This is a genomic window from Nitrosospira sp. Nsp13, assembly GCF_900101945.1.
Taxonomy (GTDB): Bacteria; Pseudomonadota; Gammaproteobacteria; order Burkholderiales; family Nitrosomonadaceae; genus Nitrosospira; species Nitrosospira multiformis_D.
On record NZ_FMVD01000001.1, the window covers coordinates 503792 to 526921 of the forward strand.

16 protein-coding genes and 2 pseudogenes are annotated in these 23130 nt (G+C 54.6%); 10 read left to right on the forward strand and 8 right to left on the reverse strand.

The genetic code is table 11. The features are described 5' to 3' along the window. The first annotated feature begins 234 nt into the window (after positions 1-234). The 5 genes from BLO43_RS02325 (at position 235) to BLO43_RS02345 (ending at position 6982) form a co-directional block, all read left to right on the forward strand. Positions 235-2343, forward strand: a complete 2109-nt coding sequence (locus BLO43_RS02325) for a PAS domain-containing hybrid sensor histidine kinase/response regulator (protein ID WP_090905601.1) — start codon at positions 235-237, stop codon at positions 2341-2343. Between the two features lie 13 nt (positions 2344-2356). Further along, the gene (locus BLO43_RS02330; protein WP_217628010.1) at positions 2357-3436 is read left to right on the forward strand and encodes a cobalamin-independent methionine synthase II family protein; all 1080 of its coding nucleotides are present in this window, start codon (positions 2357-2359) and stop codon (positions 3434-3436) included. Positions 3437-3562: 126 nt separating this feature from the next. Continuing rightward, entirely contained in the window at positions 3563-4459 is an 897-nt protein-coding gene (locus BLO43_RS02335) for an alpha/beta hydrolase (protein ID WP_090905603.1), read from the forward strand. Positions 4460-4750: 291 nt separating this feature from the next. Then, on the forward strand, positions 4751-6235 hold the full coding sequence (locus tag BLO43_RS02340; RefSeq protein WP_090905604.1) for an alkaline phosphatase D family protein: 1485 nt from the start codon (positions 4751-4753) through the stop codon (positions 6233-6235). Positions 6236-6244: 9 nt separating this feature from the next. After that, positions 6245-6982 (forward strand): hypothetical protein, encoded by a 738-nt coding sequence (locus BLO43_RS02345; RefSeq protein ID WP_090905605.1) that lies wholly within the window; start codon positions 6245-6247, stop codon positions 6980-6982. 57 nt (positions 6983-7039) lie between these two features. On the opposite strand, the pseudogene BLO43_RS02350 reads toward BLO43_RS02345, so the two are convergent. The 3 genes and pseudogenes from BLO43_RS02350 to BLO43_RS02360 form a co-directional block, all read right to left on the reverse strand. Further along, a pseudogene (locus BLO43_RS02350) lies at positions 7040-8313 on the reverse strand (O-acetylhomoserine aminocarboxypropyltransferase/cysteine synthase family protein). Positions 8314-8430: 117 nt separating this feature from the next. Continuing rightward, positions 8431-9132, reverse strand: coding sequence for an SDR family NAD(P)-dependent oxidoreductase (locus BLO43_RS02355; RefSeq protein ID WP_090905606.1), 702 nt, complete (start codon positions 9130-9132; stop codon positions 8431-8433). 217 nt (positions 9133-9349) lie between these two features. Further along, entirely contained in the window at positions 9350-10375 is a 1026-nt protein-coding gene (locus BLO43_RS02360) for a fatty acid desaturase (protein ID WP_090905607.1), read from the reverse strand. 165 nt (positions 10376-10540) lie between these two features. Here BLO43_RS02360 and BLO43_RS02365 point away from each other — a divergent pair, with 165 nt between their 5' ends. After that, on the forward strand, positions 10541-10954 hold the full coding sequence (locus tag BLO43_RS02365) for a MarR family transcriptional regulator (RefSeq protein WP_254773285.1): 414 nt from the start codon (positions 10541-10543) through the stop codon (positions 10952-10954). A 50-nt stretch (positions 10955-11004) separates the two neighbouring features. Here the strand turns inward: BLO43_RS02365 and BLO43_RS02370 are convergent. Further along, positions 11005-11211: pseudogene (locus BLO43_RS02370) on the reverse strand (transposase); the annotation flags it as partial. A 363-nt stretch (positions 11212-11574) separates the two neighbouring features. On the opposite strand from BLO43_RS02370, the gene BLO43_RS02375 reads away from it, so the two are divergent. Both BLO43_RS02375 and BLO43_RS02380 read left to right on the forward strand, forming a co-directional pair. Beyond that, positions 11575-12372: a glutathione S-transferase family protein gene (locus tag BLO43_RS02375; protein WP_175443821.1), complete on the forward strand. Its 798-nt coding sequence runs from the start codon at positions 11575-11577 to the stop codon at positions 12370-12372. 387 nt (positions 12373-12759) lie between these two features. Beyond that, positions 12760-13188: a winged helix-turn-helix transcriptional regulator gene (locus tag BLO43_RS02380; RefSeq protein WP_090905609.1), complete on the forward strand. Its 429-nt coding sequence runs from the start codon at positions 12760-12762 to the stop codon at positions 13186-13188. A gap of 196 nt (positions 13189-13384) precedes the next feature. On the opposite strand, the gene BLO43_RS16655 is transcribed toward BLO43_RS02380, so the two are convergent. Then, positions 13385-13555, reverse strand: coding sequence for a hypothetical protein (locus BLO43_RS16655; protein ID WP_175443822.1), 171 nt, complete (start codon positions 13553-13555; stop codon positions 13385-13387). A 22-nt stretch (positions 13556-13577) separates the two neighbouring features. On the opposite strand from BLO43_RS16655, the gene BLO43_RS02385 reads away from it, so the two are divergent. Continuing rightward, positions 13578-14132: a hypothetical protein gene (locus tag BLO43_RS02385; protein WP_090905610.1), complete on the forward strand. Its 555-nt coding sequence runs from the start codon at positions 13578-13580 to the stop codon at positions 14130-14132. After that, positions 14132-15016, forward strand: coding sequence for an ATP-grasp domain-containing protein (locus BLO43_RS02390; RefSeq protein ID WP_090905611.1), 885 nt, complete (start codon positions 14132-14134; stop codon positions 15014-15016). Before BLO43_RS02385 ends, BLO43_RS02390 begins: the two co-directional genes overlap by 1 nt. A gap of 71 nt (positions 15017-15087) precedes the next feature. Here the strand turns inward: BLO43_RS02390 and glnA are convergent, their stop codons facing one another. From glnA to BLO43_RS02405, 3 genes are all read right to left on the reverse strand, one after another. Further along, complete coding sequence (glnA, locus tag BLO43_RS02395; RefSeq protein ID WP_090905612.1) at positions 15088-16497, reverse strand: type I glutamate--ammonia ligase; 1410 nt, start codon at positions 16495-16497, stop codon at positions 15088-15090. A 55-nt stretch (positions 16498-16552) separates the two neighbouring features. Beyond that, positions 16553-18031 carry a glutamate synthase subunit beta gene (locus tag BLO43_RS02400; RefSeq protein ID WP_090905613.1) on the reverse strand — a complete coding sequence of 493 codons (1479 nt, stop codon included), beginning with the start codon at positions 18029-18031 and terminating at the stop codon, positions 16553-16555. A 98-nt stretch (positions 18032-18129) separates the two neighbouring features. Beyond that, entirely contained in the window at positions 18130-22878 is a 4749-nt protein-coding gene (locus tag BLO43_RS02405) for a glutamate synthase-related protein (protein ID WP_090905853.1), read from the reverse strand. Positions 22879-23130 lie beyond the last annotated feature (252 nt).

Here is a 23130-nt window from a genome sequence, read left to right on the forward strand (position 1 = left end):
TAAATCTGGTAGTTGACCGCTTATTTAAAAGATCAGTCTATGATTAATGGCAATATTTCGTATTATTTTGACTCTCGCTTTTTGGGTAGGGCCGCTACGGGGTGAACTGTACAGTTCTTTGCAGCCCAGGCTGCGCCGCAACTTCTTGGGATGGAACGGCCATTCTGCGTCGTTGCGTCTTGCCCTGCACCCCAAAAACCGCGTACTTCACTCTGTCCAACTACCGGATTCAAGATGATAGACGATAACGAAGAAAAACTGCTGCGCTCCGTTGCGTTGCAAACCTGCAATACCATACTCCTCGCACGTCAACGGGCCGAGAACGAACTCAAACAAGCCAAAAAATCGCTGGAGGAGAAAGCCAGACGGCTCGATCACTCTCTATCGATCCTGCGCGCCACCATAGAATCCACCGCCGATGGAATTCTGGTTACCGACCAGGATGGCCTGGTACTTCGCTTCAACGAACTGTATCTGCAAATGTGGCAGATCCCCCGGGATATCCCGAACTTGAGCGACCACAGGCAACTGCTGAAATTTTGCTGCAAGTGTGCGAAAAATCCTCAATGGCTTATGGAAGAGACAGAAGGAATTTACACATCCTGGCCCGCGGATAGTTATGACGTACTGGAACTCGCCGATGGCAGAGTATTCGAGCAGTTTTCCAAAATTCAGTATATTGAGAATCAGAGTATTGGCCGTGTCTGGAGCTTCAGGGATATCACTGCACGCAGGCATGCTGAAGATGCGCTACGGGAAAGCGGAGAGCGGCAGCACTTCATGGCCGAATCGATGCCCCTGAAAATATTTACCGCCCGAGCTGACGGTGTTGTGGATTATTTTAACCAGCAATGGAAAGACTACACTGGACTGCCCCTTGAGCAGATGGAATGCTGGGAAAACACAAAACTCATTCATCCCGATGACCTGGATGAGAATACCCGGCGCTGGCGCCACTCTCTTGCCACGGGAGAACCTTTCCAGATGGAAATCCGCCTCCGGCAGGCGGACGGCGGCTACCGCTGGCATCTGACCCGGGCTCATGCCAAGTGCGACGCACTGGGAAAGGTATCGATGTGGGTGTGTTCGAGCACAGATATCGACAGCATAAAGCGGGCGGATGAAGAAAAGAAACAGCTTCTTGAGAGCGAACGGGCCGCAAGGAACGAAGCCGAGCGAGCCAACCGGATGAAGGATGAGTTTCTGGCCACACTGTCTCATGAGCTCAGAACACCGCTTAATGCGATTCTCGGATGGGCACAGCTCATTTCGCAAGGGACAATGAATCAGGAAACCGTTCGACGGGGGCTCGAGACCATCGAAAGAAATGCGCGCATGCAAAATAAGCTTATCGAAGACCTTCTTGAGATGAGCAGCATCATCTCCGGGAAAATAAGACTTGATGTGCAACAGCTGAATCTTGCCAGCATAGCCGAAGCGGCGTTGGAGTCGTTGGCCCCGGCGGCGGAGGCCAAGGATATTCATCTGATAAAAAAGATTGATCCCGCCGCCGGGCTGGTCTCGGGCGATTATAACCGGCTCCAGCAGATAATCTGGAACCTTCTTTCCAATGCGGTCAAGTTTACGCCAAAGGGTGGCAATATCGAGGTTATCGTTGAGCGGGTGGCTTCATATCTTGAGATTACGGTAAAAGATTCGGGCATAGGCGTAAAGCCCGAGTTCCTGGCATACATTTTTGACCGGTTCCGTCAGGCCGATTCTTCGCTTACCCGGCACTACGGCGGCCTCGGTCTGGGACTTTCCATTGTGAAGCAGCTGGTAGCGCTTCATGGAGGAACAGTCCATGCGGAAAGTGCCGGCGAGGGGTTGGGCGCATCGTTTATCGTGAGCCTGCCGCTCGCATCCGTCGGCGACAGGAGAGATCAACGTATGGCGGCATCGGCGGCCCAGGCTCCGCGCAACCGGTACATTACGCTCTCCGGCATAAGAATCCTGGTCATTGACGACGAGACGGATTCCCGCGAGCTTATCAATGAAGTGCTGACGGAATGCGATGCCGACGTAATCACCGCCGCCAGCGCCGCGGAGGGATTGGAGCTCCTGCAGAGCAGCAGGCCGGATGTCATCATAAGTGACATCGGCATGCCGGAAAAAGATGGATACCAGCTCATTCGCGAAGTGAGGAATCTTCCCGCAGCTCACGGCGGAAAAACGCCCGCCATTGCCCTTACCGCGTTTGCCCGGTCCGAAGACCGGACCCGTGCGATGATTGCCGGATATCAGATGCATCTTTCCAAACCTGTTGAATCGCATGAACTGATTGCCACCATCGGGAGTCTGAGCAAATGGACGCGAAAGCCACGGATAGAGGGGGAAGCTTGAATTCTCGGAAATTATGATGACGATCATACCCACCGAGCCCATCGGCAGCATCCCGAGACCGCCTGAATTAATCGAGGCGTTCGCTAACGGTGACCCCATGGATCCGAAGCTGGAGTCCCTCTACGATATCGCAATACGGGATACCATCCAAAGATTCGAGGCGACGGGTTCGCCAGTCATTACCGATGGTGAACAGAGGAAATACCACAATTTCATCACTTATTGCGTCGATGGGCTCGAAAATACGACTCCCGATGGTTTCATCATTCCGTTCGAGGCAGGCCACCACCGTCGTATGCCGCAGCTCGCATCAGGACCATTTCGTTACCGGATCTATGCGGATCGTTTTCTGGAAAAAGCCATGCGGTACACGCGCGTTCCCGTCAAACAGGCGGTTATTTCACCTTCCGCCTTGAGCCTTATGTATCCGGCCGAAGAGATTCCCAGATATTCGCGCGCGGAGTTCATTGACGATCTTATTCGCGAGCATGAAACAGAAGTTCGTCGTTGTCTTGATAAGGGTGCGCACAAGGTTCAGATCGACTTCACCGAGGGACGGCTCGCGCTGAAACTTGATCCCACGGGGAGGCTCCTCAATAGTTTTATCGATCTGAATAACCTGGCGCTCTCGCGTTTTACCTCCGCAGAACTTACGCGGATTGGAATACATACGTGCCCGGGTAGCGACCGGGATTCGACGCACAGTGCCGATGTCGATTATGCCGAGTTGTTACCCAGTCTGTTTCAATTGAAAGCGGGAAATTTTTATATCTCGCTGGCGCGTGAGCGGGATTACGTACGGGTGCTGAAGATCATTCGCGCCCATATGAAACCGGATCATCGGATTTTTATTGGCGTCGTCGATCCCATCAATCCGCAAATCGAAAACCCGGAACAAATCCGGGATCGCATTCTCGAAGCAGCCGGGTATATTCCCATCGATCAGCTAGGCACGACGGATGACTGTGGTTTCTCGCCTTTCTGCGATGACACCTCCACAAGCCGCGACACAGCCTTCGAGAAGATACAGGCGCGCGTGCTCGGCACCGCCCTCGCATCAAGGGTACTGACGAGTGGTCAACATGGCCGATGAGAAGTGGATTGTATGACGGACCCCCTGCAGCAGAAGTAGATCGGGCTAGTGTAGCGTAACCCGGCCATTCACTCACTACGTGGCAAAATAACGAGTTTATTTTGCCATCAACCCACCTCAAAACCTATGCGCCGCTGGATTCTGATCGGAGTATCCGCCTGCGTTGCCGCCATCATACTTGGCGCGATTGGCGTGGGCGAATTGCTGAGCGGCGCGGCGCCCACCGCCGTAGATTCCCTGTCCGGCCCGGTGTCGTCCGATTTTCCAGTCGAATCCGTGCAGATCCCCCTCAATGCCGGCTCCCGTGACACCGGTTCCGGCGTGCACGGCTGGTTGAGACGCGGCGCACACGGCGGCGGCATGATATTGTTGGTTCATTCGATCCGCAGCAATCGCGTCGAGATGCTTAGCCGGGCCAAATTCCTGAATGCGCGGGGATACAGTGTTCTTCTTATCGATCTTCAGGCGCATGGCGAGACACCCGGCGAACGGATCACCTTTGGCGCGCTTGAATCAGAGAATGTGGAGGCCGCCGTGGCCTTTCTGCGAGAGAATTTCCCGTCTGAAAGGATTGCCGCCATTGGCGTTTCGCTGGGTGCGGCCGCTATCGTGCTGGCGAGCCATCCGTTAAGGCTTGACGCCGTGGTGCTCGAATCGCTGCACCCCACTATTGAAGAAGCCGTCGAAAACCGGTTGAGACTCCACCTTGGCGAGCTGGGACCGGCGCTTTCCCCGCTCCTGCTATGGCAACTAACGTTTCGCCTGAATATTTCGCCCGAGGCGTTGAATCCCATTACCCGCATAGGCGACCTCGATACGCCTTTGCTGCTGATATCCGGCACCGATGATCGGCATACGACTGTCGCGGAAACCAGGCGGTTGTTTGAGGCCGCCCGGCAACCAAAAGAAATGTGGATAGTACCTGGAGGCGGACACTTCAACATGCATGCCTACGCAGGCAGGGAATATGAAGATCGCATACTGGATTTTCTTGATTCTTATATACGTGAACGGAAGAAATAACCGTCTATCTATTCAGGATTTCCGCATATTGTTATGCTATGCTTAATTATGTGAATGTTCTGGCACCATGGGCCTGTGCGGGATGGTTAAGCATAGCGTCACTCATCGAAGCCAGTGACGCGATTCAGTTTGGAGAAGTGTGGAATTAACCAATAATGGGGTTGCATCTGCTCTATCCCATCCTACCGAAAATCGTATGGAGGCACATGGTTTATGGATATGGCATTACAATTCCTGCCCTTGATCCAGGCTTGACCTCATGAATTTCCCGGCACTACGAGGTTTTTGGGCATGAAGATATCCCTCGTGCCTCGTGCCGCGCCCAGCAGCTGTCTACGCATATGGGTTGGAATTCTTGCTTCCCAGGCGCCCTCCCTCACCTGGTTTCTTGACGGCAATCCTGTTGCCGCGGCCCGGATACACCCGCTTCGGCCGCTTGCAAGTGCCATCCCGGTGGAGTTTCGCGGTGCGCTGCCGGCAGATAATTTTACTGGCGTATTCGAGATCGACGGCCTCCAATCGGGCACCGCCTATAAAATATCCCTCAGTGCAAGCGCCCCTGGCACGACAGCGAGCGCCGAACTGCGCACGAGAACACTTCCCTCCAGCGTTCCCAGTGTCCTTGAGAGTACGTTCAACGTCCTGCTGGCCTCATGTTTTTACCAGGGAGAAGACAAAGCGGGGCTGGCTGGTATTTTCGCGAATCAGCTGAACGGCGCGGTGCGTCCTGATTTGACGCTGCTGCTAGGCGATCAGGTTTACCTGGATTTGCCCACGCTAGCGAATTTCCCAAATAACAAGGCCGCGCTTGCACGCAGGTTTGAAAGCAGCTACCGCGCAAACTGGCAGAGAGAAGAGGGTTATTCGCAATTATTCAAGGTTGCGCCCACCGCGGCCATACCCGATGACCACGAATACTGGAATAATTTTCCGCACTCCAGTCCGTTTATACAAAATAGCTGGACACAATCCGGACGCGATAACTGGACCGCAGCTGCGGCTGCATTGTATAAGGCTTTTCAATTCTCCTACGAACCCGACACCTATCATCATGGAGGCCCGGCCGAGCTGGGCGACGCATCGGTCATCAATGTTGAGCCGCTGTCATTCTTTATGGCGGATGGAAGATCGAAGCGTGACCCCAATCTGGCTACGATACTGACGGCAAGGGCGAGAAAACAACTTGATCATTGGATTTCCGATACGATACAGCAACGGCGGATAGGAGTGTTCATTACCGGGCAATCGATGCTCGGTTTGCCGGTGGGGGGATTGAGAGGCAGGGTCGCCGATTACCAGTTGGCGAACTATGGCGACTTCAGTGACCTCACGAATGCGCTGGGGCGGCTTGCCGAGGCCGGTCTCCCCGTCATTATGATCACCGGCGATGTGCACTGGGGGCGGCTCGCGGCAGCCCGGGACGCACGCACCGGACGGGAGTCGATATTCGAAATTATCTCCTCTCCCACGTCGCTTGTCAGTACCGTGGCAAAAGATCAGCTGCTCGCCCTCCGGGGAGCGATTGCCGGCCGAACCGAGGCGTGGCCGCGCCATTCCAGTCCAGGGCCGGTACCGGAATTTCTGTGGTTCAGCGATTTTGGTTCACGATTTGTCTGCTCTCGGGGTCACGAGCAGCGTGGCAACCATTTTGTATTGCTTTCGTTCACGCGCAGCGGTGCCGGCATAAATTTGCGCACGACTTACTATCCGATTCACCAAGACTTCAGCCAACGCAGGCCGCAAGCCGTGCGTGAAATCTCACTCATCCCCGCATAAGGAGAACAGATGCCTACGTTATCTTCCAGAGCCAAGTCGATCAACAAGGAATTCAAGGAGCACAAGAGGGCACGCGGAAAAACCAACGTAGACTGGTTGCGCGCTCACTGGCGAAATGACAGGGTAGCGATATTGCTGCTGGGCGGCACGGGCCTGGTTGATTTCCGTCTCAGGGTTGCGCAATCGCATTTTCGTAATGATCTGACGCCCAGCCACTGGTCGCATGTGGCATTGCTGGGGCAAGGCGAAGCCAAAGCCCTAGCCACGGCACCCTTGTATGAAATCTCCCTGATGCCCGCCGAGGGCTTTGGTTTTCCTCCGGCAAGCAATGGCGTACAAAAAACAGTTCTCGGCCGATATGCCGATCCCAAAAGCTTTCCCAACATCGCTATTCTTTATCTTCCGGCTTCAGTGACACCGAAAAAGCTCATGGATACGCTTGAGCAATTCCAGCAACAGCGTATCGTGCTTGATGCGGTGCAACTCCTGCTGGCGTGGCTGGGATATGTATGGGGCGCGGGGCGCACGGGAAATCCGCTACTGGACGGAATGGGGATTCCCTCGGCCGCCATGCTCGAAACCGTAACCGGCGCTGAGGGATTCGACCTCACCCCGGGCCTCGAAAGCCGCGCGAGCTGCCCGGAAGCCATTTGGCAATCGGCGCGCTGGTGGCACGATTATCACAAGGAAAACAAGGAAGGCGCAATTACTGGCGCTTTTTGTACGACCCACTACCTGCCGACTTAAAAAATACGGTTTCCGGTAGGATGGGTGGAGCAAGGCGCAACCCATCATTGTGCACACTCAAACAACCACATCAAGCGCCTGAGCGATATCCTCAATGATATCGTCGATATGCTCTATGCCCACCGATATCCTGACAAGACCCTCCGACACCCCTGAGGCCCTCAGTTCATCCGGGTTCAGTTGCCGATGGGTGGTTGATGCGGGATGACAGGCGAGTGATTTTGCATCGCCAATATTAACCAGACGCAAGATCATCTTCAACGCATCAATGAACTGGCCGCCCGAGGCCGCCCCACCCCTGATCTCGAAGCTCAGTATCCCCGAGGCTTTTCCTTTGCTTAGCTTATTGCACAGCTCATGATATTTGCTGCTAGGCAATCCCGCATAATTGACCCGTTCCACTTTTGGGTGGCCTTCCAGATACTGCGCGACTTTCAGGGCATTCTCACAGTGCCGTTCCATCCTCAAACCCAGCGTTTCCAGGCCTTGCAGTATTAAAAATGCGCTATGCGGTGACAAAGCCGCACCGGTATTACGCAGCGGCACGACCCGGCAGCGGCCGATAAAGGCGGCATTTTCAAATGCTTCCGTATACACCACACCGTGATACGAAGGATCGGCTTCATTCAGCAAGGGGAAGCGTGCCTTGTGCTGAACCCAATCGAATTTTCCCGAATCAACGATCATTCCTCCTACAGTCGTGCCATGCCCCCAATATATTTCGTCAGCGAGTGCACCACTATATCCGCCCCAAACTTGAAAGGCTGGCAAAGATAGGGGGTGGAAACCGTACTATCGACGATGAGCGGCACCTCATGCCTATGCGCAATGTCCGCCAGTTTTTCGATATCGACGATATTTCCCGCGGGATTTCCGATGGACTCGCAAAAAACCGCCCGGGTATTACTGTCGATATTCCGCTCGATACCCTCATAGTCATCGTACGACACCATGCGCGACGCGATGCCTTGTCGCGGGAACGTATGCGCAAACAAATTGTAAGTGCCCCCATAAAGCTGACTGGTACTCACAATATTGTCGCCGGTGCTGGCGATGCATTGAATCGCATAAGTGATTGCCGCCATGCCCGAGGCCACGGCCAGCGCACCAACGCCCTCCTCCATCTCCGCGATGCGCTGCTCCAGCACCGCGTTGGTGGGATTCATGATGCGAGTATAAATATTTCCCGGCACCTTTAGATCAAATAGATCGGCGCCATGTTGCGTGTTGTCAAACGTATAGGATGTTGTCTGATAAATGGGAACCGCCGCAGCTCTCGTCGTCGGTTCGGATTTGTATCCATGGTGCAATGCCAGCGATTCCAGTTTCATACGATCCTCTCCTGTTTAACTATGGTGCGCAATACTACGAATTTCGTCATTCGGGTTTGATCCGGGATCGGGGCCAAACCAGTGGTGGGCAGGCTATGAACGCTATCGGATACTTACCTACCATTTCTCCGCGTAAGGCCGAAGGTCGAGTTCGAATGTCCAGGCTTGTTTGTCCTGCTGCGTGAGAAAGTAGACGGATTCCGCAATCCGGGAGGGTTCCATAAAGAATTCATCCAGCTTGTCAGGCATCAGCTGCCTGGTTCGCGGCAGATTCACGATCCCGTCGAGTATGACATAGCTGACGTGAATATTCTCTGGCCAGAGATATCTGGCCAGAGACTGGACGAGCCCCCGTTGACCGGCCTTCGCGGATGCGAAGGGAACAAAATGGGCTCCGCCCTTGATGGATGCGGTCGCACCGATGGCGATGATATGACCGGCTCCCGCAGCGCGCATATCGGGGAGCACCTCCTTTACCGCGAGAAACAGCCCCCTGCAATTAACTTCCCAGGCAGACTGGAAATCCGCCAGCGTGGCGTCGTCGATATTGGCAAAAGCGCCTGCACCCGCGTTGTACACAAGAACGTCAATCGAGCCAAGTTGCTGCTGGATTTGAGCAAAAACTTTGGGTGCGGCTTCGGGGTCCCGGACATCGTACCCGAATGGCCTGGACCCCTTGATAGTCGCCGCAATGTCATTCAATTTCTGTTGGTTACGCGCGCAAAGGGCTACCTGGTAACCATTGGCGGAAAACTGGCTTGCGATCGCGGCACCGTTACCCGGACCCACTCCAACAACCACGCAGACACCTTTATTCATATCAGGAGATCTCCGAATGAGTCCTCCGCGGAACGCGCTGCCATGGAATCGGGATGATCACAGGCGTTTGACACAGACGTTTGATATAGGCGGTGGAAATCGTAGCTTAGTCTACGGCGCCAGGGAGCGCAACATGGCGCATACACGAGTTTACCGCAATTTGTATACCCCTAACCCCTGTAAGGCCCCCGGTCAACCGGGGGCCTTACAGTGTTTCTTAGAATGGGGTCAGGAAAGACACTCCGCCAATACCCACTGCTGAACCATCCCACAGGCGCTGTGCAAACCGGTCTCCCTGCGTCTCGCTATCGTCGCCGAATACGCGTGCGACCCTGTTCTTATGGAAGCTTGATAATTGCTTCCGGAACGGAATGACAACCGACGTATCGTTCCCATACAGCGTCTGATGCAACGTTGGCAACAGGTGCCAGGGCGTGGTGGGCCTGGCGTGATGCGCATTGTGATACCCGAAGTTGAGAGTGAGCAGATTCAACCACGGATGCTTGATCGAAATCAGGTTGCTGAATGTATGGGATTCCTCATAGTCCCGGTCGCCCCTGTGCTTGATCAGCTCCGCGTTATCCGCAAACGCCAGGACGCCATAGTTATGCTGGAATGCATCCATGAAACGCAACACGGTCAACAGGATGGTATAAGCCAGCACATAGCACAGATAGGCCATCGGTGAGTAGAGGAACAGCGCCAGAAGCAGGCTGAAGCGGATCACTGCTACCCGCATTATACGCAGCCGTTGATCCTTCTTTTCCTTGAAGACGAATGGAGCAAGGATAAGCACGCTATGCATGATCAATTCCACGGCGGGCACATATAGCCACTCCAATACCTCTACCATTTTGCGTTGGGCCGGATGCCTGGCGAGATAGCCTCTGTAGTCGAGCGTCCCCACATCCGCATTATCCACATGGTGATGCATGTGTGTCATACGCAAATCCGCGTACGTGCCGTAACAGCCGCCGCTAAGCCAGTTTAATGCCTTCCCCACCACGGCATTGTGACGCGGCGACTTGAACAAGGTATTGTGCCCGCAGTCATGGATCAAATACGAAGCGATCACCATGCCATGCGCCATGGCGAGCGTGCCGGCCGCCATCAGGATCGGATTCAACGATAAAATAAGCCCGGCGCCGCCAAAATAAGCCAACTGGCAGTAAAACAGCGCTGAAATGTTCGGCAGCAGTCCGCCTTGATAGCGAAACCAGGTTTTCTCGATCCTGTTAATCATTGTCGTCACCCCTCTTTTCCGGGTACTGCTATGGAAACTTCAACGATCCATCCAGCAATGCCCCTATAGAAGTAATTATACATGTAAAATTACATGTATAAAAGAGATATAATAATATCTACGGATAATTAAGAATTCTGCAAGGTGCAACCGAGGGGTATGAGAATGAGCAAACCCGATAGACCCGCGAATGCAAGACGCCGTGAGTTTATTCAATTACTGAACAGCACGGATCAATACTGGATGGATGTCCTGGGAGACAAGCTCTTCCATGACTTGAACTACTACGATCTTTTTACGCAGATGTGGCTGCGGCTGGACGGAACGACACGAGACACTTTTTATAAATCCGAGCTGCATCAACTCATGCCGAACATCAGTCAACGTACCGCCATCAAATATATTCAGATTGCAATTGATCATGGCTTGCTCATCGAGCACATGGATCCGGAAGATCTCCGCTCCAGACAGATAACCATGTCCGCCGGTCTCAAGAAAAAAATCGAGCTTTTTCTGGATTATTCCATTTCGGTATTTGAGGTGTTCCCCTTGCCGGTTTCCCGGCGGCGCAACTCTTGAAATGGATGATGACAATTGCTTGGACTCAGGTACCGGCCACTCTTGGCGGCTTATCCCATGACGAGCTTCATCGTGTCGTACTGCTCGTCCTCTTCTTCCTGGCTGCGGATGTATGCTCGAACAATATTCTCGTCTAATCCAACCGTCGAGATAAAATATCCGCGAGTCCAGAAATACTTGCCAGTGAAGTTCTTTTGCCTTCCAAACTTCTGTGCAATCTGAATCGCCCTCTTCTCTTTTAAATATCCCACGACATTTTGACACCACGTGACTTCGGCGGAATGTTCTTGGCTCAAAATCCCGCTGAGTACTGGTCGAGACAGTTTCAAATGCAGATTACTACACCTGACCCTCACTATATTCCATCATAGCCTGCTGTCCCTAACATCTTGAAAACACGCCAAACTCCTGGGTGACGCCGCACTTCTTTCGTCTGAAACCTGACGAACTATAAGATAAGACGTCGTTCGCAGCGTTGAATAAAATCACTTGCAATTAACAAGCAAACTGCTATAGTTAAACCTCTTGCAAAGTGCAAGTACTTATTTGTGACGCGATAGAATACACCCCCTAATAAAGCATTTACTTAAAATTAAACTGCAATGCAGAAGGAATGTTCCATGTACGATCAATCAAATGTCGAGCGCACGCTGTACGGATTCTGGCTCTCACCTTATATGAGTCAGGTCGCGCACTTCCTCTCGGAAACGGGTCTGACTTATCGCTATGAACGAGTGTCTCCCTATCAGGGGAGCACGCTCACGCCAGAGCACATAAAACGAAATCCTCTTGGGAAAATCCCCACTCTCAGGGATGTCAGCGGGGTTGATATTTCGGAAAGTCACGCAATCTGTCGTTATCTCGCGAGAGTCTATCCAGAAGCACGAAAGTTTTATCCCATTGATGATCCGAGGCTCTGTGCAGAGGTCGACGCCAAGAATGACTTCATCACTTTCTCCATTGCAGGTCCATTCTTCAACTGGTTTGTTGTCAGCGCATATTTTCCAAAAGCATGGAAACTCAAAATTGAAAAAGAAGCACATATCTATAATCTTTGTTCTGTCTTGCTAAGTAAAATGTGGCTGCCCCGACTCGTTAATGGCTCAAAAATGGAGCCGTTCCTGCTTGGCAAAGAGCCTTTTTTGCCAGATTTCCAGCTGTTCTACACGCTCGAGCTTAGCCAAATGTTTTCTGAACTGTTTGAAATACCCGAGATGCATCTGTTTCGAGACGATCCGGCATTACAGACGTTTTACGATGCCATGTGCGAGCGTTCTTCTACCCGTAAAATATTGGCGGCTAAAGAATTGGAACTGGATGTTACGAAGAAGGAACTCTACGGTGGTTTTGGTGCTGCCTATCTTGACAAGCATATCGACAGACGAATTCTTGGAGGGATATTCGGACGTGAAGTCTGACTTATAGAACAAGTTGATACGTGTGTATTCCAGCAATTGGGGCGCATGCCCTACGCACGACTGCAATGATTCATTATGCGAATATTTTTCTTGCTGCAATAGTGCCGCTGATTGCACTACTGCTGCTTACCCTGCTTGGTTATAAGCCTATGAAATCGCGATCAGGTAAAGAATTGACGGGCAATTGGTGGCCCTAAGGACGATCTAAAAAGTACGGTGCTGGAAACCCTCGACTGCAAAAGGAATGTTTTTTTACCTTTCGTTACACAACCGCCTATTTCAGGCTGAATAAATCACACCCTGCTTTATTGATCTACACTAATTGCACAATGCAAGTATAATTTTCGAATTGTAAAAGCAGGTTAATCTGTAGGCAAGGGCAAAGTTATGACAAACCAGATCCGCCGTTCTCCCTGCCCAGTCAGCTGTGCCCTGGATATATTGGGCGATAAATGGACGCTGCTTGTCGTTCGTGATCTTATTTTTCTCCGTAAGCGATACTTCGGGGATTTTCAAAATTCCCCAGAAAAAATCGCTACCAATATCCTTTCCGATCGACTGAGAAAACTGGAGGCCGCTGGTATGGTTCTACGGCAACCTGATCCCGATCACGGCTGCAGGATAATCTACGCTGTTACCGAAAAATGCCTGGATCTGGTGCCTACCATCATGGAACTGATACGTTGGGGTGCAAAACATGCTCCTGGAAGTAACCCCCACGAGAATCTGGTTCAACGATTCGAACAGGATCCGATGGAATTCATGGCGGAAATACGACTGTCTCTACGTAAAGAGAATGAAGCGAATAAAGAATAGAGGAATCAGATGTTCGAGGTGTTCCCCTCGCCGGTGTCCCGGCGGAACAACTCGTGCAATGGATGATGGATCATTTGCTTCGACTGAGGTATCGGATTGCCAGGTTAACGTAGCGTAACCCGGCAATCCGGCAAGCACCCATGACATGATTTATACGTAAGTACACCCAAGCGCGGCGATATCGCGCGTGGCCGCCTCATCCTTCGCCAGCCGCCACAGCCTTTGAGAATCCCATAAGCCGGGCCATATTGTCCTGCAATACTTTTCCGGTTACATTCATCAGACGCGATTCAGAAAAGTCCCTGCTTGATTTCCTGAAGATCTTTTCTATACTGGTACTTGTCACGCCGATTAATGTTGATGTCATTCCATTTCAGAAGGAGATAATCATGGCGAAGGAAAAAAAATCAGAAAACGTCACTACGCTAGTCCTGGGTGAAGAAAACATACTGACAACCAGGGCGGTGGGTGAGGAAGCGCCAATGACCACACTCGCGATAGGCGAAGAGGACAAGAGCTTAAAGGAAAAGGACCAGTTTACAACCCTGGTGCTGGGTGAGGAAAATCCGGCCACCAAGGTCCCCAAGGGAACCAAAGCCAAACCGCTGCCGACAACGAAACCAAAAGGTGAAGAGGGGCCAACGCCCACGACACTCGCGATAGGTGAAGAGGGACCTACCACGCTGCTTAAAGGTGAGGAAAGTCCGACCACCAGGGCAAAAGGCGAAGAAGGGCCTCAGACAACCTTCGCTCTCGGTGAGGAAGGTCCGTCCACCCTCCTGAAAGGGGAAGAGAGTCCGTCAACCGGGGAAAAGGGTGAAGAAATACCCGCCCCCACTACCAAGCTAAAGGGTGAGGAAGGTCTTACGACACTGGTCGTTGGAGAGGAAGGCAAGGGTACCAAGGGAGGGCCCGGCGAGGGCAATCCGTTCGGCGAATTCTGATGCTGCTTATTTCGGGCGGGGAACATGATCCCAATATTGCGCATCTGCTCAAGATCACACGCAAGCGCAAGATACCTACCTCGAAAATCTTGTTTGGACCCAATACGCATCCCTCGATACATTGGGATATTCAAGCCAACCGGTTGCTGCTTGACGGCATGCAGCTTGAGCCGGGTGCGGCATTTCTACGCTATGACGTATTCAATCATATGGCAGACGCCCGCGAGCAAACAGCTTTTCGTGCTCATGCCTGGTACGCCGCGATTGCGGGCTGGATTGCCTCGCGGATCGATATACGTGCCTTCAACAGAAGTGGAGAACCCAATGTCCTGAAGCCCGCCATTCTACGCATGGCGTTGGAGTCAGGCATGAACGTTCCGCGTTCGCTGATATCGAATGACATTGAAAGAATTAATGAAGAAACCGGCGGTGACTTCACGAAATGGATCGGCAAGCCGGTTTGTGGGGGCGAATACACGCAGATACTGGACGATTTGATAGGGAAAGTCGCGCAGCGCGGAGGCGCGGCGGCGGCACCCGCCATTATCCAGGAGCGGCTGGTCTCGCCTGACGTCAGGATATTCCGTGTGGGCAAGGAATTCATGGCGTTCGGGATTAAATCAAAAGAAATCGATTACCGGGTGGATAGCGCCTGCAAATTGTCAATGATCGCGAATCCGCCGAAACAATTGACCCGGCAATTAAAGCGATTAACCGATCGCATCGGCCTCGATTTCGCGGCGGCGGACTATAAAACGTGTGGCGACACGGGAAAATTGAAATTTCTTGAGGTGAATACCGCGCCGATGTTTGTTGCATTCGACCGCGCGGGAAAAGGCGCAATCACCGACGCAATGCTGCGTTTTCTCCTCCCGGAAGTTTAGGATCATATGCCCTTCCTGGCGCCCCTTCTCTCGCTATCATCTCGCGCCCTAATGGATTATCTGAGTTGAATTTATAGACTGTAGTACATATCAAATTCCACTGGATGCGTGGTCATGCGAAAGCGCGTGACTTCCTCCATCTTGAGTTCGATGTAGGCGTCGATCATATCATTCGAAAACACGCCGCCGCGGGTGAGGAAATTTCGATCCTTGTCCAGGTTGTCCAGCGCTTCATCGAGCGAAGCACAGGACTTCGGGATCTTGTCCGCTTCTTCAGGAGGGAGATCATAAAGATTCTTGTCCATGGGGTCACCCGGATGCGTCTTGTTCTGGATGCCGTCCAGTCCCGCCATCATTAACGCAGTGAAGGCAAAATAGGGATTGGCGGTGGGATCGGGGAATCGCACTTCGATGCGCCTTCCCTTGGGGCTGCTGACATAGGGAATACGCACCGCGGCAGAACGGTTGCGAGCCGAGTAGGCAAGATTGATCGGCGCTTCAAAGCCCGGAACCAGGCGCTTATAGGAATTGGTGCCTGGATTGGTAATGGCGTTCAAGGCCTTGGCATGTTTGATAATACCGCCGATATAAAACAGGGCCAATTCCGAAAGTCCGGCATAGCCATTTCCCGAAAACAGATTTTGCCCGGCCTTCCAGATCGATTGATGGACATGCATGCCGGAACCGTTGTCTCCGACAATGGGTTTTGGCATGAAGGTTGCTGTTTTGCCGTAAGAGTGGGCCACGTTGTGTACCACATATTTGAATACCTGGGTCCAGTCAGCACGCTTCACCAGGCTGTTGTACTTGGTGCCGATTTCGCACTGCCCGGCAGTTGCGACTTCGTGGTGGTGGACTTCAACCTCCACGCCCATCTCTTCCAGCGCCAGACACATGGCGGAACGAATATCATGCAAAGAGTCGATCGGAGGAACGGGGAAATAACCGCCTTTTATCGCTGGACGATGGCCGGTATTACCGTCCTCGTATTTTTTCACCGAGCTCCAGGCCGCTTCCCTGGATTCAATTTCTACGGAGCAACCAGACATGTTCGCATGCCAGGTGACAGAATCAAAAATGAAGAATTCGGGTTCGGGACCGAAGTATGCGGTATCGCCGATGCCGGTCGATTTGAGATAGACTTCGCCACGCTTTGCCAGGGAGCGCGGATCACGATCATAACCTTTGCCATCGGCGGGTTCGACCACATCACAGGTGATGATCAGTGTGGCCTCGTCCATGAATGAATCCATATGAGCGGTTTCGGGATCGGGCATCAACAGCATGTCGGAAGCCTGAATCCCCTTCCAGCCGGCAATGGAAGAACCATCGAACGCGTGGCCATCTTCAAGCTTATCCGCATCAAATGCATGGGCTGGAACCGTCACATGCTGCTCTTTACCGCGGGTATCGGTAAAACGCAGATCAACGAATTTGACTTCGTTGTCCTGGATCATTTTAAGAACATCGGTTGCGATCATTTTTTTCTCCAATCAGAATTGCAATTATGGAATACGAAAAGTTTACCTCTTGCTGCTAGCGTGGCAACACGCTTTCACCCATCAGGTACTCGTCAACCGCGCGCGCCGCCTGGCGGCCCTCACGAATTGCCCAGACCACCAGTGACTGGCCGCGGCGCATGTCGCCGGCCGCGAAGACCTTGTCGATATTGGTCTTGTAGCCACCGCTGGCGTCGGTCGTGGCACGCGCATTGCCGCGTGCATCCCTGGCGACGCCAAAAGCATCAAGCACGGTCGTCACCGGGCTGACGAAGCCCATAGCGAGCAGTACCAGATCGGCAGGCATGATTTTCTCGGTGCCTGGTATTTCTACCATCCTGCCCTCCTGCCATTCAACCCGGACCGACTTCAGCGCAGCGACTATGCTCTTGTTCTTGCCCTCGCCAGGGATGAACTCCTTGGTAGCGATCGCGAACTCGCGTTCGCAGCCCTCTTTGTGGCTCGACGAGGTGCGTAGCTTGATCGGCCAGTAGGGCCATACCAAGGGTTTGTCCTCGCGTTCAGGCGGCATGGGCAGCAACTCGAACTGTGTCACGCTTTTTGCGCCGTGCCGGTTGCAGGTGCCCACACAGTCGCTGCCGGTATCGCCGCCGCCAATGATCACCACGTGCTTGCCATCTGCGCGCAGCTGATCCCTCACCTTGTCGCCGGCATTGACCTTGTTCTGTGGCGGCAGGAACTCCATCGCAAAGTGGATACCTTCGAGTTCGCGCCCAGGCACCGGCAGGTCGCGCGACTGCTCGGCGCCACCGGTAAGCAATACCGCATCGAATTCCGCCTTGAGCTGAGCGGGAGCAATCACTTCCGTGGCCCAATTGATAACCTTGCTACCTTCGGGCAGCGCACCGACCATCACGCCAGTGCGGAATACCACGCCCTCGGCCAGCATCTGCTCGACGCGGCGGTCGATGTGCGACTTCTCCATCTTGAAATCGGGGATGCCGTAGCGCAGCAGGCCGCCGATCGCATCGTTCTTCTCGAACAAGGTGACGTCATGTCCTGCGCGTGCCAGTTGCTGCGCGGCCGCCATGCCGGCGGGACCTGAACCCACCACCGCCACCCGCTTGCCGGTTCTGATCTTTGCCGGACGCGGGACGACCCACCCTTCGACCCAGGCACGATCGATGATGGCGCGCTCGATACTTTTGATGCCCACCGGGTCGTCATTGATGTTCAGCGTGCATGCTGCTTCACAAGGGGCCGGGCAGATCCGGCCAGTGAACTCGGGGAAATTGTTGGTGGAGTCGAGCACGGCCCAGGCGTTCTTCCAGTCGGCTTTGTATACCAGGTCATTGAAATCCGGGATGATGTTGTTGACCGGACAACCACTGTTGCAGAATGGCGTGCCGCAATCCATGCAGCGCGCACTCTGAATCTTGGCATCGGCCTCATTCAGGCCGATGATGAATTCCCTGTAGTTCTTGACCCGTTCGGCAACAGGGCTATGGCTCTCCTCTAGCCGCTTGTACTCCATGAAGCCGGTATCTTTTCCCATGGCGCGTTTGCTCCGTGATGCTACATTGGAAATTGGGACGCAAAGCCTGTTCAGTATCCGGGTCTGCCCCCCGGAGGAATGCGACTCTGCGACTGCTGTCATTCCGCCGAAACAGCGTTGCTTCTCTTTTCAGGCAATTTCGCGCTGACGACAGTGTATCCGGCAATCTTCGGTGCATTCAGTTCGCCCAGCGCGCGCTTATACTCATTCGGGAAGACCTTGACGAAGCGACTGCGGCATTCAGCCCATTGATCCAGGATATGCCGTGCGCGCAGCGAGCCCGTACACGTATGGTGGTCTTCGAGCAGCTTCTTGAGCAGCACCTCATCGGCCTGGCCCTTGTGCCAGAGACAGCGATTAACGTTCGTCTCCTGGTCGGTGGCGCTCGACACCTGCTCCAGTGACACCATCGAGGTATTGCAGCGCGGCGCGAACTGGCCGTCTTCGTCATACACGTAAGCAATGCCGCCGCTCATGCCCGCAGCGAAGTTGCGGCCTGTCTGTCCGAGCACGACCACTGTGCCGCCGGTCATATACTCGCACCCATGATCTCCAATGCCTTCCACTACTGCGGTCGCGCCCGACAGCCGCACCGCAAAGCGTTCGCCGGCAACGCCACTAAAGAACGCTTCGCCGCTGGTTGCGCCGTAAAGTACGGTATTGCCGACGATAATGTTGCTGGTTGCTTCGCCACGAAACTGGATGCCGGGGCGAATGGCAATGCGGCCGCCCGACAAGCCCTTGCCCGTGTAGTCGTTGGCGTCGCCAATCAAGTGGATCGTGATGCCCTTGGCGAGGAAAGCGCCGAAGCTCTGACCGCCTGTGCCCTCCATCTGCATGAATATGGTCTGGTCCGGCAGGCCTGCGGGATGGCGTCGCACCAGTTCGCCTGACAGCATGGCGCCGACGCTGCGGTTGACATTGCGCACTTCCTCGATAAGCTGCACCTTCTCGCCGCGCTCGAGTGCCGGCATGGCTTTCTCGATCAGCCGGACATCGAGCGCGCAGGCAAGACCGTGATATTGCTCTTCGGTCTGGCGGCGCGGTACGCTGGATGGTGCGGCAGGCTGATGAAAGATGCGGCTGAAGTCCAGACCGCGTGCCTTCCAGTTAGCCACGCCCTTACTGGTGTCGAGCAATTCGGAGCGGCCGATCAGGTCGTCGAATTTGCGGACACCCAGCTGCGCCATGATTTGACGCGCTTCTTCGGCGATGAAGAAGAAAAAATTCACGATGTGCTCGGGCCGGCCCTCGAACTTGGCACGTAGCAACGGGTCTTGCGTCGCCACGCCTACCGGGCAGGTATTAAGGTGACACTTGCGCATCATGATGCAGCCTTCGACCACGAGCGGCGCCGTCGCGAAGCCGAACTCGTCGGCACCCAGCAGAGCGCCCATAACGACATCGCGGCCAGTCTTGATTTGACCGTCCACCTGCACGCGAATGCGGGAGCGCAAGCGATTCAGCACCAGGGTCTGCTGCGTCTCGGCCAACCCCAGCTCCCAGGGTGTGCCGGCGTGCTTGATCGACGTCCAGGGCGAGGCACCGGTGCCACCATCGTGGCCGGCGATCACCACATGGTCCGCCTTGGCCTTGGCCACGCCTGCCGCAATGGTGCCGACACCCACCTCGCTGACCAGCTTGACACTAATGCTGGCACGCCGGTTCACGTTCTTCAAATCATGGATAAGCTGTGCCAGGTCTTCGATCGAGTAGATGTCGTGGTGTGGCGGCGGCGAAATCAGGCCAACACCGGGCACCGAGTGGCGCAGCATGCCGATGTAATTGGACACTTTGCCGCCCGGCAGTTGGCCACCCTCACCCGGCTTGGCACCCTGCGCCATCTTGATCTGGATCTGGTCGGCCGAGACCAGGTACTCGGTCGTCACACCGAAACGGCCGGAGGCTACCTGCTTGATCCTGCTGCGCAGCGAGTCATCCACCTTCAGGTCATAGTCGGCTGCGACCGCAGAGCCCATCACGCCGCTGAGCCGAGTACCCTCTTTCATCGGAATACCTTTGAGCTCATCACGATACCGAGCCGGATCTTCACCTCCTTCGCCGGTGTTACTCTTGCCGCCAATACGGCTCATCGCCACCGCAAGCGTTGTGTGCGCCTCGGTGGAAATCGAGCCAAGCGACATTGCTCCGGTGGCGAACCGCTTGACGATTTCTGTAGCCGGCTCGACCTCGCTGAGCGGAATCGCATTTCCCGGCTCGGCCTTGAACTCGAACAGGCCACGCAGCGTCAGGTGGCGCTGTGACTGATCGTTAATGATCCGCGCGTATTCCTGGTAGGTTTCGAACTTGTTCGCGCGCGTGCTGTGCTGCAGCTTGGCAATCGCGTCGGGTGTCCACATATGCTCCTCACCACGCACCCGCCATGCATACTCCCCGCCAGCGTCGAGCATGTCTGCCAATACAGGGTCGTCGCCGAACGCCTGCCGGTGCATGCGGATCGCTTCCTCGGCGACCTGGAACACGCCTATGCCACCGATCTGGCTTGCGGTTCCACAGAAGAACTTGTCGACCAGCTGTTTGTCCAGACCAATGGCCTCGAAAAGCTGCGCACCGCAATAGCTCATATAGGTCGACACACCCATTTTGGACATGATCTTCGACAAACCCTTGCCGATCGCCTTGACGTAGCGGTGGATCACCTCCTCTGTGGCAAGGTCGCCAGGCAGCTCCTTGTGCAGGGCGGCCAGGGTTTCCATCGCAAGATACGGATGCACCGCCTCGGCGCCGTAACCAGCCAGTACGGCGAAGTGGTGGACCTCGCGCGCCGAGCCCGTTTCAACCACCAGGCCGGCGGCAGTGCGCAAGCCCTCGCGCACCAAATGCTGGTGGATCGCGGACAGCGCGAGCAGTGCGGGGATTGCAACATGGTCGCGATTCATCCTGCGGTCGCTGATGATCAGGATATTGTGGCCGGACTTGATTGCATCCACGCTCTCGGCGCACAACGACGCCAGCCTGGCTTCGATGGCTTTACCACTCCACTCGAGCGGGTAGGTGATATCCACCTCATGGCATTTAAACTTTCCGGCCGTGTGTTTCTCGATATAACGCAGCCGCGCCATGTCGTCGAAGTCGAGAATCGGCTGGAGTACCTCCAGCCGTACCGGTGGGTTGATAGCATTGATATCGAGCAGGTTGGGCTTGGGCCCGATGAAAGACACGAGCGACATCACAATCGCCTCGCGGATCGGGTCGATCGGCGGGTTGGTGACTTGTGCGAACAGTTGCTTGAAGTAACTGTAGAGCGGCTTGTTCTTGTCCGACAGCACTGCGAGCGGCGAGTCGTTGCCCATTGAACCGACACCTTCCTCACTGCCGATAACCATCGGGCCAAGCAGGAATTTCAGGTCCTCCTGCGTATAGCCGAACGCCTGCTGGCGATCGAGCAGAAGCTCGCCATGGGTCGATGACTCGCCGCGCTCGACGGGTATGTCCCTTAGCTTGACGCGCACACTCTCTATCCATTGGCGGTAGGGTCTGGCTGAGGCGAGCTGGCTCTTCAGCTCCTCGTCATCGACGATGCGGCCCTGGTCAAGGTCGATCAGCAACATCTTGCCAGGCTGAAGGCGCCACTTCTTGGTGATCCTGCTTTCAGGAATCGGCAGCACGCCCGATTCGGAGGCCATCACGACCAGGTCGTCATCAGTAACGATATAGCGCGCCGGGCGAAGGCCGTTGCGGTCCAGCGTGGCACCGATCTGGCGCCCATCGGTAAAGACCATCGCGGCCGGGCCATCCCAAGGCTCGAGCATGGCGGCGTGGTATTCGTAAAACGCACGGCGGCGCGCATCCATGGTGGCATGCTGCTCCCAGGCCTCCGGGATCATCATCATCGCGGCGTGAGCAAGTGGATAGCCGCTCATCGTCAGCAGTTCCAGCACATTGTCGAAGATCGCCGTGTCGGACTTGCCTTCCAGGCTGATCGGGTAAAGTTTCTTCAAATCGTCACCAAGCACGGGCGATTTCATCACGCCCTCGCGTGCGCGCATCCAGTTGAAGTTGCCCTTGACGGTATTGATTTCGCCGTTATGCGCCACCATGCGATAGGGGTGGGCCAGCGACCACTGGGGAAAGGTATTGGTCGAAAAGCGCTGGTGCACGAGTGCCAGCGCGGATGCTACCCGCGGGTCCCGCAGATCCGTGTAGTACATACCTACCTGGTCTGCCAGCAGCAGGCCCTTATAGATGACCGTGCGGCAACTCATGCTCGGCACGTAGTACTCGCGGCCGTGCGTAAGCTTCAGCGCCTGAATCGCGCTCGATGCCGTTTTGCGGATCACGTAGAGTTTGCGCTCCAATGCATCCGGCACGATCACATCCGGCCCGCTGCCGATAAAAACCTGGCGCATGATGGGTTCCTTGGCCCGTACGGTGGGTGACATCGGCATATCTTTGTCGACCGGAAGATCCCGCCAACCCAGGCACACCTGCCCCTCGGCTTTGATCGCCCGTTCGAGTTCCTGAACGCAGGCAAGTCGCGAGGCATGTTCCTTCGGAAGAAAGACCATGCCGACGCCATACTCGCCGGGTGACGGCAGCATAACGTTTTGCAATCCCATTTGGGCGCGGTAGAATTCGTCGGGGATCTGGATCAGGATGCCTGCGCCATCGCCCATGAGTTTGTCGGCGCCTACCGCGCCACGATGGTCGAGGTTCTTGAGAATTCTGAGCCCTTGTTCGACGATGCTGTGAGTCTTCATGCCCTTGATGTGGGCGACGAAGCCGACACCACAAGCGTCATGCTCATTTGACGGGCGGTACAGGCCTTGCGAAGCGGCGAGACTGAGTTCTTCCCGAGAGGGATGTCCAGTGCTTGCCTGTGGCATGGTCGCACCATCCAGTTCATGGATAGTCTTTGGCAAGCTGATATCAGTATTGAATAACATAATTGAAGCGACGGACGTCCTGAAAAACCGTAAAGTAAGCTGCTATTCGCTAAAGCGACAAAATCGGCCTGGACGTATTAATGCGGAATTTGTTTGATTCCTTATTGTGCTTTTGCTACTCCATTGCCTTTGTTTGATTGTGTTGCCATATTGATTCCACGTTTGTTCTGGTTTTGTCGTTCTGAACTCAAT